This is a genomic window from Arenimonas composti TR7-09 = DSM 18010, assembly GCF_000426365.1.
GTDB lineage: Bacteria > Pseudomonadota > Gammaproteobacteria > Xanthomonadales > Xanthomonadaceae > Arenimonas > Arenimonas composti.
This window is the reverse complement of sequence record NZ_AUFF01000008.1, coordinates 61209-75784: the sequence shown is the minus strand read 5'-3', so window position 1 is coordinate 75784 and position 14576 is coordinate 61209. Positions and strand designations below refer to the sequence as shown.

The following is a 14576-nucleotide window of genomic DNA, read 5'->3' as shown; positions in this document are numbered from 1 at the left end:
GGCGGGGGGATCGTCGGTTGATACCGCCGGTGCAGGAACTGGTGTCGGGCTCGGGGGGGGCGCGAGAAGGGAGGTGAGTGATCGCGGCTGAAGCCGCTCCTACGGGGTGCGGTCGAGGGCGCGCCAGCCGATGTCGCTGCGGCAGAACGCGCCCTCGAAGTCGACCTGCGCCGCGACCGCGTAAGCGCGGCGCTGGGCCTCGGCGATGTCGTCGCCGAGGGCACAGGCGCAAAGCACGCGGCCGCCGGTGGTCACGACCTGGCCGTTGCGCAGCGCGGTGCCGGCATGGAACAGCTTCGCGTCCGGGCCGGCATCGGCACCGAGGCCGGCGATCACGTCGCCGGTGCGCGGCTTGCCCGGATAGTTGTCGGCGGCGATCACGACGCCGAGGCTCGGCCGCGGGTCCCAGTCGGCGCTCACCTCGTGCAGGCGCCCGTCGATCGCCGCTTCGACCAGTTCGACCAGGTCGCTGCGCAGGCGCAGCATCACCGGCTGCGTTTCCGGGTCGCCGAAGCGCACGTTGAACTCGATCACCTTCGGCGCGCCGCTGCGGTCGATCATCAGGCCGGCGTAGAGGAAGCCGGTGAAGGGCACGCCGTCGGCGATCATGCCGCGCACGGTCGGCTCGACGATCTCGCGCATCACCCGCGCATGCACCTCGGGCGTGACCACCGGCGCCGGCGAATACGCGCCCATGCCGCCGGTGTTCGGACCGGTGTCGCCGTCGCCGACGCGCTTGTGGTCCTGGCTGGTCGCCATCGGCAGCGCCTGCGTGCCGTCGACCATCGAGATGAAGCTGGCCTCCTCGCCGTCGAGGAATTCCTCGATCACCACGCGGGCACCGGCATCGCCGAAGGCATTGCCCTCGAGCATGTCGACGATCGCCGCCTCGGCCTCGTGCACCGTCATCGCCACGACCACGCCCTTGCCGGCGGCCAGGCCGTCGGCCTTGATCACGATCGGCGCGCCGTGGTCGCGCACGTGCTGGATCGCCAGCGCGGCGTCCTCGAACACGCCGTAGTAGGCGGTCGGAATGCGGTGGCGGGCGAGGAAGTCCTTCGCGTAGGCCTTGCTGCCCTCGAGCCGGGCGGCGGCCGCGGTCGGCCCGAAGATGCGCCGGCCTTCGGCGCGGAAGGCGTCGACGACACCGGCGACCAGCGGCGCTTCCGGCCCGACCACGGTCAGCGCGACGCCCTCGTCGGCGACCAGCCGCAGCAGCCCGGCGATGTCGGTGGCGGCGATGTCGACGTTGCGGCATTTCGCCTCGGTCGCCGTGCCGGCATTGCCCGGCGCGACCAGCACTTCGCCGACCCGCGGCGACTGCGCGAGCTTCCAGGCCAGCGCGTGTTCGCGGCCGCCGTTGCCGATGACGAGGATCTTCATGGGTTCATCCGGTACGTGCGGTCGGCGCGCATTCCGCCGCGGTGATGGAGACATCGAAGAACAGGCCGCCGTCGGCGTCGACGAAGCGGCGGACCAGGGTGACGCCGTGCGCCAGCACACGCGCGACACCGGGGTCCTGGCAAAGCTGCAGCAGTTGCGCCTGTTCCGCCTCGGCGACGCGCATCAGCGACGCGCGGTCCTGGTGCGCACGCTCGGCCCGCCGGCGCTCGCTGCGGATGCGCACGATCAGCCGGTTGCCCTCGATCTCGATCGATTCGGTCACCAGCCCCGGCGCGAACGGCTGCGGCAGGCCGCGGCGCATCTCGGCGACGACCTCGGCGACCGCCGCCGTGGTGGCGTCCGCCGCCTTCGTGGCACCGCTGCGCTGCTGCATCGCGATCAGGCCCCAGGCGATCAGCACCGCCGCCGCGACCAGGCCGAGCGTCCACTGCAGCTGGCCGCCGGCGGGGCGGGGCGTGTCTTTCGTGTTCCGCGGCCTGGCCATGCCCGACTCCCTCCGGATGTTCGCCTCAGTGGCGGAAGTGGCGGCGGCCGGTGAACACCATCGCCATGCCGTGTTCGTCGGCGGCGGCGATCACCTCGGCGTCGCGCATCGAGCCACCGGGCTGGATCACCGCGGCGATGCCGGCGGCCGCGGCCGCGTCGATGCCGTCGCGGAACGGGAAGAAGGCGTCGCTGGCCATCACCGAGCCCGGCACGACCAGGCCGGCGTCTTCGGCCTTCAGGCCGGCGATCTTCGCGCTGACGACGCGGCTCATCTGGCCGGCGCCGATGCCGACCGTCTGCAGGTCCTTCGCGTAGACGATCGCGTTCGACTTCACGTACATCGCCACCTTCCACGCGAACAGCAGGTCGCGCAGCTGCGCGTCGGTCGGCGCGAGCTTCGAGACGATCTTCAGGTCGGCGGCGCCGAGGGCGTCGGTGTCGGCGTCCTGCACCAGCAGGCCACCGGCGATGCGTTTGTACTCGAGGCCGGCGTGGGGGCGCAGTTCGCCGCAGGCGAGCACGCGCACGTTCGCCTTCTTCGCGAAATGCGGCAGTGCGTCGGCGGCGATCGCCGGTGCGATCACCACTTCGACGAACTGGCGCTTCAGGATCTCGGCGGCGGTATCGGCGTCGAGCTCGCGGTTGAAGGCGATGATGCCGCCGAAGGCCGAGGTCGGATCGACCGCGAACGCGCGGTCGTAGGCGGTCATCAGGTCATCGCCGACCGCGACACCGCAGGGATTGGCGTGCTTGACGATCACGCAGGCCGGGGCGTCGAAGGCCTTGACGCATTCGAGCGCGGCATCGGCGTCGGCCAGGTTGTTGTAACTGAGCTCCTTGCCCTGCAGGAAGCGCGCGGTGGCGACGATGCCCTGCGGCGCGTTCGCCTCGACGTAGAGCGCACCGCGCTGGTGCGGGTTCTCGCCGTAGCGCAGCGCGCTCGCCATCTGCAGCGAGGCGTGGAAGGTCTTCGGCCAGGCGTCCGGCGCGTCCGGATCGGCGGCGCGCGGCGACAGCCACGAGGCGATCTGGCCATCGTAGGCGGCGGTGTGCGCGTAGGCCTTGGCGGCGAAGGCGCGGCGCATCGCCGCGTCGGTGCCGCCGGCGCCCAGGGCCGCGACCAGCGCCGGATAGTCGGCCGGATCGACGACGACGGTGGTGCGGGCATGGTTCTTCGCCGCCGCGCGCAGCATCGCCGGGCCGCCGATGTCGATGTTCTCGATCGCGTCGTCGTAGCTGCAGCCGGGCTTCGCGACCGTCTGCGCGAACGGATACAGGTTCACCACCAGCAGGTCGATCGGGGCGATGCCGTGCTCGGCCATCACCGCGTCGTCGAGCCCCTCGCGGCCGAGCAGGCCGCCGTGGATCTTCGGGTGCAGGGTCTTGACCCGGCCGTCCATGATTTCCGGGAAGCCGGTGACCGCGCTGACGTCGGTGACCGGGACGCCGGCCTCGCGCAGGGCCTTCGCGCTGCCGCCGGTGGACAGCAGTTCGACGCCGCGCGCGTGCAGCGCCTGCGCCAGGTCGGCGAGGCCGGACTTGTCGGACACGGAAAGCAGTGCCCGGCGGACGGGCTGGCGGTCGGCGGTCATCGGGAAGCCCTTGCGGAAGGGCCGCGATTATACCGGCGGCGAAACCGGGGACGGACTCAGAGCCCGTAGAGCTTGAGCTTCTTGCGCAGGGTGGCGCGGTTGATGCCGAGGCAGGTGGCGGCGCGGCTCTGGTTGCCGTCGCAGTGGCGCATCACTTCCGCGAACAGCGGCGCCTCGATCTCGCGCAGCACGACCTCGTACAGGTCGTCGATCTCGCAGCCGTTCATGTCCTGCAGGTAGCGCCGCACCGAACGGGCGACGTGGTCGCGCAGCGGGGTGTGGCCGGCGGCGGGGGTGGCGGTGTCCGTGCGGGCGGCGTGCGGCGGGTTCAATGCGTGACTCCGGAGGCTCCTCGTCCGCATCCGACGGACGCCCCCCGGATCGCGGGGGGCAGGCAGTCTACGTCAATCCTGCTGGCGAGGCGACCGTGACTGTCGGGCTGCGCAGCGCGCGATGCCTTCAGTGGAATTCGAAGGTGAACGCGACCGCGCGCTTGCCGGGATCGAGGATCTCCAGCGTCGCGCTGGCCGACTGGCCGGGGGCGATCAGTGCGGTTTCCGGCGGCGCCCCGAGGTATTCGCTGGGGCTGAAGCGACGCAGGCCGAGGGCCTCGTCGTCGAGATCGGTCAGCGCGATTTCCATCACCGGCCAGGGCTGCGGCCAGCGCGCGTCGTTGCGGAAACTCAGCGTCACCAGCAGCACGCCGGGCGCCACCGGATGCGGACGCACCTCGCGCGCGGTGACGCGGAATGCCGAGGGCTCGCGCCACGCCGGCAGGTCGCAGCCGAGCACGTCGCACAGCACCTGCAGCCGCGGCCGCCAGCCGGCGTCCATCGCCAGCCGCGCGCGGTCGGCGAGCATCAGCTGCAGCACCAGCGCGATCGTCAGCGCCACGGCGGCGACGACCCAGGGCCAGTGGCGGGGCTGGTCGGACTTCGGGACGGGCGCGGGGGTAGAGAAGGCGGGGCGGGGCATCGGGGGATTCTAGATCGCCGCGCCCCGTAGGAGCGGCTTCAGCCGCGATCCGAACCTGCAGGAATCTGCGGTCTTCTCGAACAGGCAGGGATGGGTGATCGCGGCTGAAGCCGCTCCTACGGGCGCCGGACGCCGGTGATGCGCACCCAGTCGCCTTCGGTGGCGACCTGCAGGTCTTCGAACCAGGGCGAATAGCGCTCGAGCAGCGCGCCCTCCTGGCCGACGAGGATGCCGGACAGCGCGATCACGCCGCCGGGCGCGACCCGGCTCGCGAGCTTTTCCGCCAGCGCGTCGAGCGCGACCGCGAGGATGTTGGCGACGACGACCGGGTAGCTGGCTTCGGGCTCTTCCTCGGGCGCGTAGACGCGCAGGCCGTCGCCGACGCCGTTGCGTTCGGCATTGTCGAAGGTCGCCGCCAGTGCTTGCGGATCATTGTCGACGCCGACCGCGCTGCGCGCGCCGAGCTTCAGCGCGGCGAGTGCGAGGATGCCGCTGCCGCAACCGAAATCCAGCACGTCCTTGCCGCGCAGCACCAGCGAATCCAGCCACTGCAGGCAGAGCGCGGTGGTCGGATGGGTGCCGCTGCCGAAGGCCAGGCCGGGATCGAGGCGAACGATCACACCATCGCGCGCTTCGGCCGGCGGATCCATGTTCCAGGGCACGATCCAGGTGCGGCGCCCGAACTGCAGCGGCACGTACTGGTCCATCCACGCACGTTCCCAGTCCTGGTCGGCGACCTCGCGGAAGTCGGCCTGCGACAGGTCGATCGCGTCGTCGAAGGATTCCAGCGCGTGCAGCACCAGTTCCGGCACGGTGTCGTCGGGGAACAGCGCCAGCAGGGTCACTTCCGGCCACAGCGGCGTCTCGCCGACGCCGGGCTCGAGCACCGCGCGTTCGTTCGGCGTCGCCGCGTCGGCGTCGAGCAGGGTCACCGACAGCGCGCCGAGGTCCATCAGCGCGTTCTCGGCGCGGTGTTCGTCTTCGGCGCGGACGCGGAGGGAGAGTTCGAGGAAGGGCATGTGATCAGGCCAGCCCGATCGCCTTTTCCTTGCGCTCCTGCAACCGCTTCTCCAGGTAGTGGATGTTGGTCCCGCCCTGCTGGAAGCCGACGTCGGACATGATGCGCTGCTGCAGCGGCACATTGGTCTTGATGCCGTCGACGACCATCTCGCTGAGCGCCACGCGCATGCGCGCGATCGCCTGCGCGCGGGTCGCGCCGTGCACGATCAGCTTGCCGATCATCGAATCGTAGTTCGGCGGCACCTTGTAGCCTTCGTAGATGTGCGAATCGACGCGCACGCCGGGGCCGCCGGGCGCGTGGAAATGCTTCACCAGGCCCGGCGAGGGCAGGAAGGTCTCCGGGTCCTCGGCATTGATGCGGCACTCGATGGCGTGGCCGGTGATGGTCACGTCCTCCTGCCGGATCGACAGCGGGCGGCCGCTGGCGATCAGCAGCTGCTCCTTCACCAGGTCGACGCCGGTGATCATTTCCGTCACCGGGTGCTCGACCTGGATGCGGGTGTTCATCTCGATGAAGTAGAAGCGGCCGTCCTCGTACAGGAACTCGAAGGTGCCGGCGCCGCGGTAGCCGATGCGGATGCAGGCCTCGGTGCAGACGCGGCCGATCTCGGCACGCTGCTCCGGGGTGATGCCCGGTGCCGGCGCTTCCTCGACGACCTTCTGGTGACGGCGCTGCATCGAGCAGTCGCGCTCGCCGAGGTGGACCGCATTGCCCTGGCCGTCGGACAGCACCTGGATCTCCACGTGCCGCGGGTTCTCCAGGAACTTCTCCATGTAGACCATGTCGTTGGCGAACGCGGCCTTCGCCTCCTGCCGCGTCTGCGCGATCGCCGACAGCAGTGCCGCCTCGGTGCGCACGACACGCATGCCGCGGCCGCCGCCGCCGCCCGCGGCCTTGATGATCACCGGGTAGCCGATCTCGCGGCCGTGGCTGATGCATTCCAGGTCGTCGTCCGGGAGCGGGCCGTTCGAGCCGGGCACGCAGGGCACGCCGGCGTCCTTCATCGCGCGGATCGCCTCGACCTTGTCGCCCATCATCCGGATCACGTTCGCGGTCGGGCCGATGAAGACGAAGCCGGACTTCTCGACGCGCTCGGCGAAATCGGCGTTCTCGCTGAGGAAGCCGTAGCCCGGGTGGATGCCCTGGGCGTCGGTGACCTCGGCCGCGGCGATGATCGCCGGGATGTTGAGGTAGCTCTCGGACGACGGCGCCGGGCCGATGCAGACCGACTCGTCGGCCATCGCCACGTGCTTGAGGTTGCGGTCGACGGTCGAGTGCACCGCGACCGTCTTGATGCCGAGCGCGTGGCAGGCGCGCAGGATCCGGAGCGCGATCTCGCCGCGGTTGGCGATGACGATCTTCTCGAGCATGACGGCGTCCTTCAGCTGATGACGAACATCGGCTCGTCGAATTCGATCGGCTGGCCGTTCTCGACCAGGATCGCGCGCACGGTGCCGGACACCTCGGCCTCGATCGGGTTGAACATCTTCATCGCCTCGATGATGCCCAGCGTCTCGCCCTGCTTGACCTGCTGGCCGACCTGCACGAACGGCGGCTTGTCCGGGCTCGGCGACGCGTAGTAGGTGCCGACCATCGGCGAGCGCACGACGTGGCCGTCCGGCACGTCCTTGGTGCTCTTGCCGACCGCCTCCGCGGAAATCGTCGCCGGACGCGGCGCTTCGGCGGCCGGCGCGGTCGGCGCCGGCGCGGCCGGGGCCGCGTGGCTCATCGCCGCGACCGGATAGCCGCCCTTCGGCACCCGCGCGAGGCGGACCGATTCCTCGCCCTCCTTGATCTCGATTTCGGCGAGGTTCGATTCCTCGAGCAGGTCGATGAGTTTCTTGATCTTGCGCAGGTCCATGGCGGCCTCGTGCAGTGTGGCGGTGAAGGGAAAGGGGTGGCGGCGCTCAGGCCGCGGTCGCCAGGCGCCGCAGCGCGGCGTCCAGGGCGTAGCGGTAGCTGTCGGCGCCGAAGCCGCAGACCACGCCGACCGCGAGGTCGGACACGTAGCTGTGGCGGCGGAAGGGTTCGCGGCTGTGCGGATTGCTCAGGTGGACCTCGATCACCGGCAGCGCCACCGCCGCCAGGGCGTCGCGGATCGCCACGCTGGTGTGCGTGAAGGCGGCCGGGTTGATCAGGATCAGCGCGGTGCCGTCGGCGCGGGCGGCCTGGATGCGCTCGACCAGGACGTGCTCGGCATTCGCCTGCAGGCTGTCGAGCTGGTGGCCGGCGGCACCGGCGGTGGCGGCGAGGGCGGCGTCGATCTCGGCGAGGGTGGTGCGCCCGTAGACCGCCGGCTCGCGTTCGCCGAGCAGGTTCAGGTTCGGACCATGCAATACCAGGATCTTCGCCACGCCGGCCTCCGCAAGGGCGCACAGTCTGGGCGAAGGGCCGGCACGCTGTCCAGAAGATCGGTGCAGGATCCCCGAACTTACAAGCGTTTGAATTAATCGCTCGAAGTGACCGGGGCGGCCCAGCCGGCGACCTCGGCCGCGTCGGCGAAGGCGCCGTAATGGGTCTTCACGAGCCGCCCGTCGGCATCGACCAGGACGCTGAAGGGCAGCAGGCCGCGGGCATTGCCGAAGCGGACCGAGCTGTCACGCGGGCCGGGGGCCTCCTGCAGCAGCAGGAAGCCGAGGTCCAGGCGGGCGGCGAAGGCGCGGGCATCGGCGGCGTCCTCGAGCGCGATGCCGACCACTTCGACGCCGTTCGGTGCCTGGCTGCGGGCGAAGGCGTCCAGCGCCGGGAGTTCGTCGCGGCAGGGGCCGCACCAGCTCGCCCAGTAGTTCAGCAGCCGCGGGCGGCCGGGGCCGGCGAGCTCGCGCGGCTGGCCATCGTGCAGACCCGCCAGGGTGAGCGGCGACAGCGGCTGCCCGGGTTCGACGACGACCAGGCCCGGCGGCGGCGGCCGTTCCGGCGCATGCACCCGCAGGCCGATCCACCAGCCGAGCCCGCCGGCCAGCAGGGCGAACACGGCGGTGGCGCCCCAGACCAGGGCGTCGCGGCGGTTCATCGCGCGGCGGCGTCCAGGGCCTGGACGACGGTCGCCTCGGTCAGCACGGTCGGCAGCACCACCGGCTCGCCCTGGCGGGGGTAAACGACGTACAGCGGCACGCCGACGGCGCCATGGCTCTCGAGGAAAGCGGTGATCGCCGGGTCGACGTCGGTCCAGTCGCCCTTCAGGTAGGCGGCGCCGGCCCGTTCAAGGGCGGCGGCGAAGGCATCGCCGGACAGCACGGTGCGCTCGTTCGCCTTGCAGGTGACGCACCAGTCGGCGGTCATGTTGACGAAGACCACGCGGCCTTCGGCGCGCAAGGCCGCGAGGCGCTCGGCCGACCACGGCCGGGCGGTGCCCGGCGCGACTTCGGCGTCATCTGCGCCCGCCGCGGCGTCGGCGCGCACCGGCGGCGGCAGCTGCTGTACCCCGGCGACCAGCCACACCACCACCGCGGCCAGCGCCAGCACCGGCAGTTTCGCCAGCCAGCCGTGCCAGCGCAGGCGTTCCCAGGCCCACAGCGCCAGCGCCAGCACGACCGCGCCGACCAGGGCCAGGCCGACGGCGTCGGCGCCGCGCTGCTTCGCCAGCACCCACAGCAGCCAGACCGCCGTCAGGTACAGCGGGAAAGCCAGGAACTGCTTGAAGGTCTCCATCCAGGCGCCGGGTTTCGGCAGCCTCGAGGCCAGCGCCGGCACGAAGCCGATCAGCAGGAAGGGCAGGGCCAGCCCGAGGCCCATCGCCAGGAACACCGGCAGCGCCAGCACCGGCGGCGCCGCGAAAGCCCAGGCCAGGGCGCCGCCCATGAACGGCGCGGTGCAGGGGGTGGCGACCACGACGGCGAGCACGCCGGTGAAGAAGTCGCCGGCGGCACCGCTGCGCCGGGTCAGGGCATCGCCGACCGCGGTGAGGCCGACGCCGAAAGTGACCACGCCCGACAGCGACAGCCCGAGCCCGACCATCACCAGTGCCAGCGCCGCGACCACGCCCGGCTGCTGCAGCTGGAAGCCCCAGCCCAGCGCCAGACCAGCCTGGCGCAGCGCCAGCGCCAGCGCGCCGAGCGCCGCGAAGCTCACCAGCACGCCGGCGGTGTACCAGAGCGCCTGCCGCCGCGCCTGCGCCCGGCTCTCGCCGGACTGGGCGAGGCCGAGCACCTTCAACGACAGCACCGGCAGCACGCAGGGGAACAGGTTCAGGATCACGCCGCCGAGCAGGGCCAGCAGCAGGGTCACCAGGAAGGTGCCGGCACCGGCGACCGGCGCGACGTCGGCGACGCCCAGGCTGGCCGGATCCGCCGGCGGCAGCCGCAGCGCCACCGTGCGGGTCATCGGCGGATAGCAGATGCCGCCGGTCTGGCAGCCCTGGAAGGTCGCGGTGACCGTCGCCGGCATCTCGCCGGCCGCGCTGCGCAGCAGCGGCAGCGGCACCTCGACCTGGTCGAAATAGACCTGCACGTCGCCGAAATGGGCGTCGTTGAAGGGCGTCGCCGCCGGCCAGAGCGGCTCGCCGGCGCGGGCGCCGGGGGCGCCGACCGCGATGTCGTTGCGGTCGCGGTAGAGGTAGTAGCCGGGCGCCGGGGTGAAGCGCAGCAGCAGCCGGTCCGGTGCGGTGACGATCGCCTCGAAGCGGAAGGCCTGTGCCTCCGGGAGTGGCGCGCCGGCCACCGCCGGTGCCGTTCCCGGCAGCGGCTCCACCCGGCTGATGCCGCCGAGGCGGGCGAGGGCGGCGTCGATGTCGGCCGGGCCGGTCGCCACGGCAGCGCCGGCCGGCAGCGCCACCGTCAGCACCTGCTGGTGCGGTGGGTAGCAGACGCCGACATCGGCGCAGCCCTGGTAGCGCACGCGGAATGTCACCGCGGTGGCGCCGTCGGCGGCCGTGCCGGCCTGGACCGCCAGCAGTTCGCCGCGGTAGGTCTCGACGTCGCCGAAGAACTCGTCGGTATAGGCGTGCCCGGGCGGCAGCTGCAGCTCCCCGGCCGGGGTGAATGCACCGTCGGCCGGCTGCACCGAGGTGCGGTGCCGGTACAGGTAATAGCCGTCGGCGATCTTCCAGCGGAATTCGATGCGTCCGCGCTCGCTGGCCTGGGCGCTCAGCGCGAAGGCCTCGTCGATCGGCAGCAGGTCGGCTTCGTCGACGGCGGCGCGCACCGGCGCCAGCCAGGCGAGCGCCGCCAGCAGCAGCGCGAAACGGGAGGAGAGGTTCATGCGTCCGGGTTCGCTCGGGTTTCGGCCTGCAGCCAGGCGAGGTAGGGCGCGAGGCCTCCGGTGATCTCCACCGCGACGATCTCCGGCAGGTCGTAGGGATGGGCGGCGCGCACGTGTTCGACCAGGGCGTCGACGCGGTCGGCCCAGGTCTTGGCGAGCAGCAGTACTTCAGCGGCCTGCTCGACCGCGCCCTGCCAGCGATAGACCGAACGCATGCCCGGCAGCACGCTGGCGCAGGCGGCCAGGCGCGCGTCGACCAGAGAGCGCGCCAGCGCGGTGGCGCTGGCGTCGTCGGGACAGCTGATGTGAACGAGGCGGGCCGTCATGGGCCCGGGAGCGTAACACCCGGTCACGGTGCGACCGAGGCCGCTCCGCGAACCCAGTTTTCCACGCCTGCGCTCAGGGGCGGACGGTCAGCGACTCGACGAAATCGACGAGCGGCTGCTGCTCGGGGGCGCGCAGGGTGCGGAAGGCCAGCAGCAGGCGTTCCTCGAGCCCGCACTGGGCGTAGAAGTTCAGCATCATCGCCGGCGAGTCCTCGTCGCCGCTGATCCAGCGGCCGCCGCGGCCGGTGGCGAGCCATTCGAAGCTCACCGCGGTCGCCAGGGCGATCTTGCTCATGTTCTCGGTGGTCGGGCGGGCGCCGTCCTTGCGCTCCCATTGCGCGACCGCGCTGCGGGCGACGCCGACGATGGCGGCGAGTTCGGACTGCGACATCGAGGCGCCGCGACGCGCCTGCCGGATGCGGTTGAACAGCATGGTTTGTTTCCCCGGAAAGTGGATCAAAGGCAGCGGTGCACGGACGCCGAAACGCCGCGCGGTTCCCGGACGCAGTCGTGGACCGGCCGCCCCTGGACGGTTCCCGGCCCCGGCGTCGCGGGGGTGGCGGGCGACTGCCCGCGAACGCGTCCCGGCAGGGCCTGGCCACGTCCGACCGTGGTTCACGATCCCGGGGGCCGCCCGTCTTCCTGCGGGCCTGGCCCCGGTTAGTGGAACTGCCGGTCCGGGACCGATTCTACGGGCAATCGCACTGCCGGAAGCAACTGACTTTGCACGGTTTTTTGCTGTAATCGGTTACCCGCGGCCGAGCCCGGTCGAGACAGGCGTTTCATCGGCGCCGGCGGTCCCGGGCCGGTCGTTTTTCCGGTGGGCGGTGCCGGCATCCGTCGCGCGGCGCGATCACGCCCCTTGAAGGTGAGGAGCCTGTCCCCATTCAGGGTCGGCCCGCCGCCCTTCCGCGACCGGAAGTGCGCGCGTATCATTGGCACTCACCGCCGCCGGCTGCCAACATCCGACGGCAAGTGATTGATCGTTATGACTATTCAGAGGGAACCCGCATGAACATCAAGCCGCTCCACGACCGCGTGGTCATCAAGCGTATGGAAGAAGAAAAGATGTCGGCTGGCGGCATCGTGATCCCGGACTCGGCCACCGAAAAGCCGATCAAGGGTGAAGTCGTCGCGGTCGGCACCGGCAAGGCGCTCGACAACGGCTCCGTGCGCGCGCCGCAGGTCAAGGTCGGCGACAAGGTGCTGTTCGGCAAGTACGCCGGCACCGAGGTCAAGCTCGACGGCACCGAATACCTGGTCGTGAAGGAAGACGACATCCTCGCGATCCTCGGCTGATCGCCCGGCCGGCCCGCGCCTGCGCGGCCGGCCACCTCACGCATTCCCCTCTTCAAGCAATCTGGAGCAACACAATGGCTGCCAAGGAAATCCGTTTCGGTGAAGACGCCCGCGCCCGCATGGTGAAGGGCGTCAACATCCTCGCCAATGCCGTCAAGGCGACCCTCGGCCCGAAGGGCCGCAACGTCGTGCTCGACAAGAGCTTCGGCGCCCCGACGATCACCAAGGACGGCGTGTCCGTCGCCAAGGAGATCGAGCTGGCCGACAAGTTCGAGAACATGGGCGCGCAGATGGTCAAGGAAGTCGCTTCCAAGACCTCCGACAACGCCGGTGACGGCACCACCACCGCGACCGTGCTGGCGCAGGCGCTGATCCGCGAGGGCATGAAGGCGGTCGCCGCCGGCATGAACCCGATGGACCTCAAGCGCGGCATCGACCATGCCGTGACCGCCGCCGTCGCCGAGCTGAAGAAGATCAGCAAGCCGTCGTCGACCTCGAAGGAAATCGCCCAGGTCGGCGCGATCTCGGCCAACTCCGACGCCAACATCGGCGAGCTGATCGCCAAGGCGATGGACAAGGTCGGCAAGGAAGGCGTGATCACCGTCGAGGACGGCTCGGGCCTGGAGAACGAGCTCGACGTCGTCGAGGGCATGCAGTTCGACCGCGGCTACCTGTCGCCGTACTTCGTCAACAACCAGCAGTCGATGTCGGCCGAGCTCGACGATCCGTTCGTGCTGCTGTACGACAAGAAGATCTCGAACGTACGTGAGCTGCTGCCGGTGCTCGAGGGCGTCGCCAAGGCCGGCAAGCCGCTGCTGATCGTCGCCGAGGAAGTCGAGGGCGAGGCCCTGGCCACGCTCGTCGTCAACACCATCCGCGGCATCGTCAAGGTCTGCGCGGTCAAGGCCCCGGGCTTCGGCGACCGCCGCAAGGCGATGCTGGAAGACATGGCCATCCTGACCGGCGGCACCGTGATCTCCGAGGAAGTCGGCCTGCAGCTCGAGAAGGCCACCATCAAGGATCTCGGCCGCGCCAAGAAGGTGCAGGTCTCGAAGGAGAACACCACGATCATCGACGGCGCCGGCGACGGCGAAGCGATCCAGGCCCGCATCAAGCAGATCAAGGCGCAGATCGAGGAGACCTCCTCGGACTACGACCGCGAGAAGCTGCAGGAGCGCGTGGCGAAGCTGGCCGGCGGCGTGGCCGTCATCAAGGTCGGCGCCGCCACCGAGGTCGAGATGAAGGAGAAGAAGGCCCGCGTCGAGGACGCCCTGCACGCGACTCGCGCTGCGGTCGAAGAAGGCATCGTTCCGGGCGGCGGCGTCGCGCTGCTGCGCGCCAAGGCCGCGATCAAGGACCTCAAGGGTGCCAACGAGGACCAGAACCACGGCATCACCATCGCCCTGCGCGCGATGGAAGCGCCGCTGCGCGAGATCGTGACCAATGCCGGTGAAGAGCCGTCGGTCATCCTCAACAAGGTGCTCGAGGGCAACGGCGCGTTCGGCTACAACGCCGCGACCGGCGAATACGTCGACATGCTCGAGGCCGGCATCCTGGATCCGACCAAGGTGACCCGCACCGCGCTGCAGAACGCGGCGTCGATCGCCGGCCTGATGATCACCACCGAAGCGATGGTGACCGAGGCCCCGAAGAAGGACGAGCCGGCGATGCCGGCCGGCGGCGGCATGGGTGGCATGGGCGGCATGGACTTCTGATCCCGCCCCAATCGCGCCCTGTAGGAGCGGCTTCAGCCGCGATCCCAGCCGCGATCACCGCCCCAACCACGAAGCCCGGCCCCGCGCCGGGCTTCGTCTTTTCAGGTTTCGGAAAGCGTGCCGCCCGGATCTAGAGGTCGTTCTCCATCCCCGCCATCGCCGGCGCGAGGATGGCCAGGATCGCCGGATCCTGCGCGATGCGGGCCTGGGCCGCGGCGATCTGCGGCACGACTTCTTCCATCAGCGCCTGCATTTCGGCGTTCTGCCGCGCCTCGGTCTCGGCATCGGGCCGGGGCAGTTCGCGGGCCCGCCGCGCGCAGTCGCGCATCTTCTCGCGCACCGCCTCGATCCGGGGCACGGCGGCCCGGGCGCTGGCCTCGTCGGTGACGCCGGTCAGGATCCCCGCCAGCTCGCGCATGTTCTCGGACATGTCCGCGAACAGCTGGTCCGCGGCGTCGTTGTTGCCGCCGCCGCAGGCGCCGAGCAGGCCCAGGGCCAGCAGCAGCAGGAACATCCTCATCGTTCGCATCGTCGGTTTCCTCGGCACGTGTCATCGGGC

At 70.8% G+C, this 14576-nt stretch carries 16 protein-coding genes; 2 read left to right on the top strand and 14 right to left on the bottom strand.

From position 1 onward, the window contains the following. Window positions 1-99 precede the first annotated feature (99 nt). From purD to K311_RS16605, 13 genes are all read right to left on the bottom strand, one after another. Entirely contained in the window at window positions 100-1383 is a 1284-nt protein-coding gene (gene purD / locus K311_RS0111215; protein WP_026817393.1) for a phosphoribosylamine--glycine ligase, read from the bottom strand. A 4-nt stretch (window positions 1384-1387) separates the two neighbouring features. Then, window positions 1388-1888, bottom strand: a complete 501-nt coding sequence (locus K311_RS0111210; protein WP_026817392.1) for a hypothetical protein — start codon at window positions 1886-1888, stop codon at window positions 1388-1390. Between the two features lie 25 nt (window positions 1889-1913). Continuing rightward, complete coding sequence (gene purH, locus K311_RS0111205) at window positions 1914-3482, bottom strand: bifunctional phosphoribosylaminoimidazolecarboxamide formyltransferase/IMP cyclohydrolase (protein WP_026817391.1); 1569 nt, start codon at window positions 3480-3482, stop codon at window positions 1914-1916. 56 nt (window positions 3483-3538) lie between these two features. Further along, window positions 3539-3814, bottom strand: coding sequence for a DNA-binding transcriptional regulator Fis (fis, locus tag K311_RS0111200; protein ID WP_026817390.1), 276 nt, complete (start codon window positions 3812-3814; stop codon window positions 3539-3541). Window positions 3815-3941: 127 nt separating this feature from the next. Next, window positions 3942-4457, bottom strand: coding sequence for a DUF3426 domain-containing protein (locus K311_RS16610; RefSeq protein ID WP_051240003.1), 516 nt, complete (start codon window positions 4455-4457; stop codon window positions 3942-3944). Window positions 4458-4573: 116 nt separating this feature from the next. Then, window positions 4574-5476: a 50S ribosomal protein L11 methyltransferase gene (gene prmA / locus K311_RS0111190; protein WP_026817389.1), complete on the bottom strand. Its 903-nt coding sequence runs from the start codon at window positions 5474-5476 to the stop codon at window positions 4574-4576. A gap of 4 nt (window positions 5477-5480) precedes the next feature. Next, entirely contained in the window at window positions 5481-6848 is a 1368-nt protein-coding gene (accC, locus tag K311_RS0111185; RefSeq protein ID WP_026817388.1) for an acetyl-CoA carboxylase biotin carboxylase subunit, read from the bottom strand. An 11-nt stretch (window positions 6849-6859) separates the two neighbouring features. Then, on the bottom strand, window positions 6860-7339 hold the full coding sequence (accB, locus tag K311_RS0111180) for an acetyl-CoA carboxylase biotin carboxyl carrier protein (protein WP_026817387.1): 480 nt from the start codon (window positions 7337-7339) through the stop codon (window positions 6860-6862). 46 nt (window positions 7340-7385) lie between these two features. Continuing rightward, window positions 7386-7832 carry a type II 3-dehydroquinate dehydratase gene (gene aroQ / locus K311_RS0111175; RefSeq protein ID WP_026817386.1) on the bottom strand — a complete coding sequence of 149 codons (447 nt, stop codon included), beginning with the start codon at window positions 7830-7832 and terminating at the stop codon, window positions 7386-7388. A gap of 92 nt (window positions 7833-7924) precedes the next feature. Further along, window positions 7925-8491 carry a TlpA disulfide reductase family protein gene (locus K311_RS0111170; protein WP_026817385.1) on the bottom strand — a complete coding sequence of 189 codons (567 nt, stop codon included), beginning with the start codon at window positions 8489-8491 and terminating at the stop codon, window positions 7925-7927. Then, complete coding sequence (locus tag K311_RS0111165) at window positions 8488-10677, bottom strand: protein-disulfide reductase DsbD family protein (RefSeq protein ID WP_026817384.1); 2190 nt, start codon at window positions 10675-10677, stop codon at window positions 8488-8490. Before K311_RS0111165 ends, K311_RS0111170 begins: the two co-directional genes overlap by 4 nt. Then, window positions 10674-11003, bottom strand: coding sequence for a divalent-cation tolerance protein CutA (cutA, locus tag K311_RS0111160; RefSeq protein WP_026817383.1), 330 nt, complete (start codon window positions 11001-11003; stop codon window positions 10674-10676). The genes K311_RS0111165 and cutA overlap by 4 nt, the downstream gene beginning before the upstream one ends. 73 nt (window positions 11004-11076) lie before the next feature. Further along, window positions 11077-11436, bottom strand: coding sequence for a helix-turn-helix transcriptional regulator (locus K311_RS16605; protein WP_051240000.1), 360 nt, complete (start codon window positions 11434-11436; stop codon window positions 11077-11079). Between the two features lie 578 nt (window positions 11437-12014). On the opposite strand from K311_RS16605, the gene groES reads away from it, so the two are divergent. Further along, window positions 12015-12302, top strand: a complete 288-nt coding sequence (groES, locus tag K311_RS0111150; protein WP_026817382.1) for a co-chaperone GroES — start codon at window positions 12015-12017, stop codon at window positions 12300-12302. A 74-nt stretch (window positions 12303-12376) separates the two neighbouring features. Continuing rightward, the gene (gene groL, locus K311_RS0111145; protein ID WP_026817381.1) at window positions 12377-14017 is read left to right on the top strand and encodes a chaperonin GroEL; all 1641 of its coding nucleotides are present in this window, start codon (window positions 12377-12379) and stop codon (window positions 14015-14017) included. 130 nt (window positions 14018-14147) lie between these two features. Here the strand turns inward: groL and K311_RS0111140 are convergent, their stop codons facing one another. Further along, window positions 14148-14546 (bottom strand): hypothetical protein, encoded by a 399-nt coding sequence (locus K311_RS0111140; protein WP_154659541.1) that lies wholly within the window; start codon window positions 14544-14546, stop codon window positions 14148-14150. Window positions 14547-14576 lie beyond the last annotated feature (30 nt).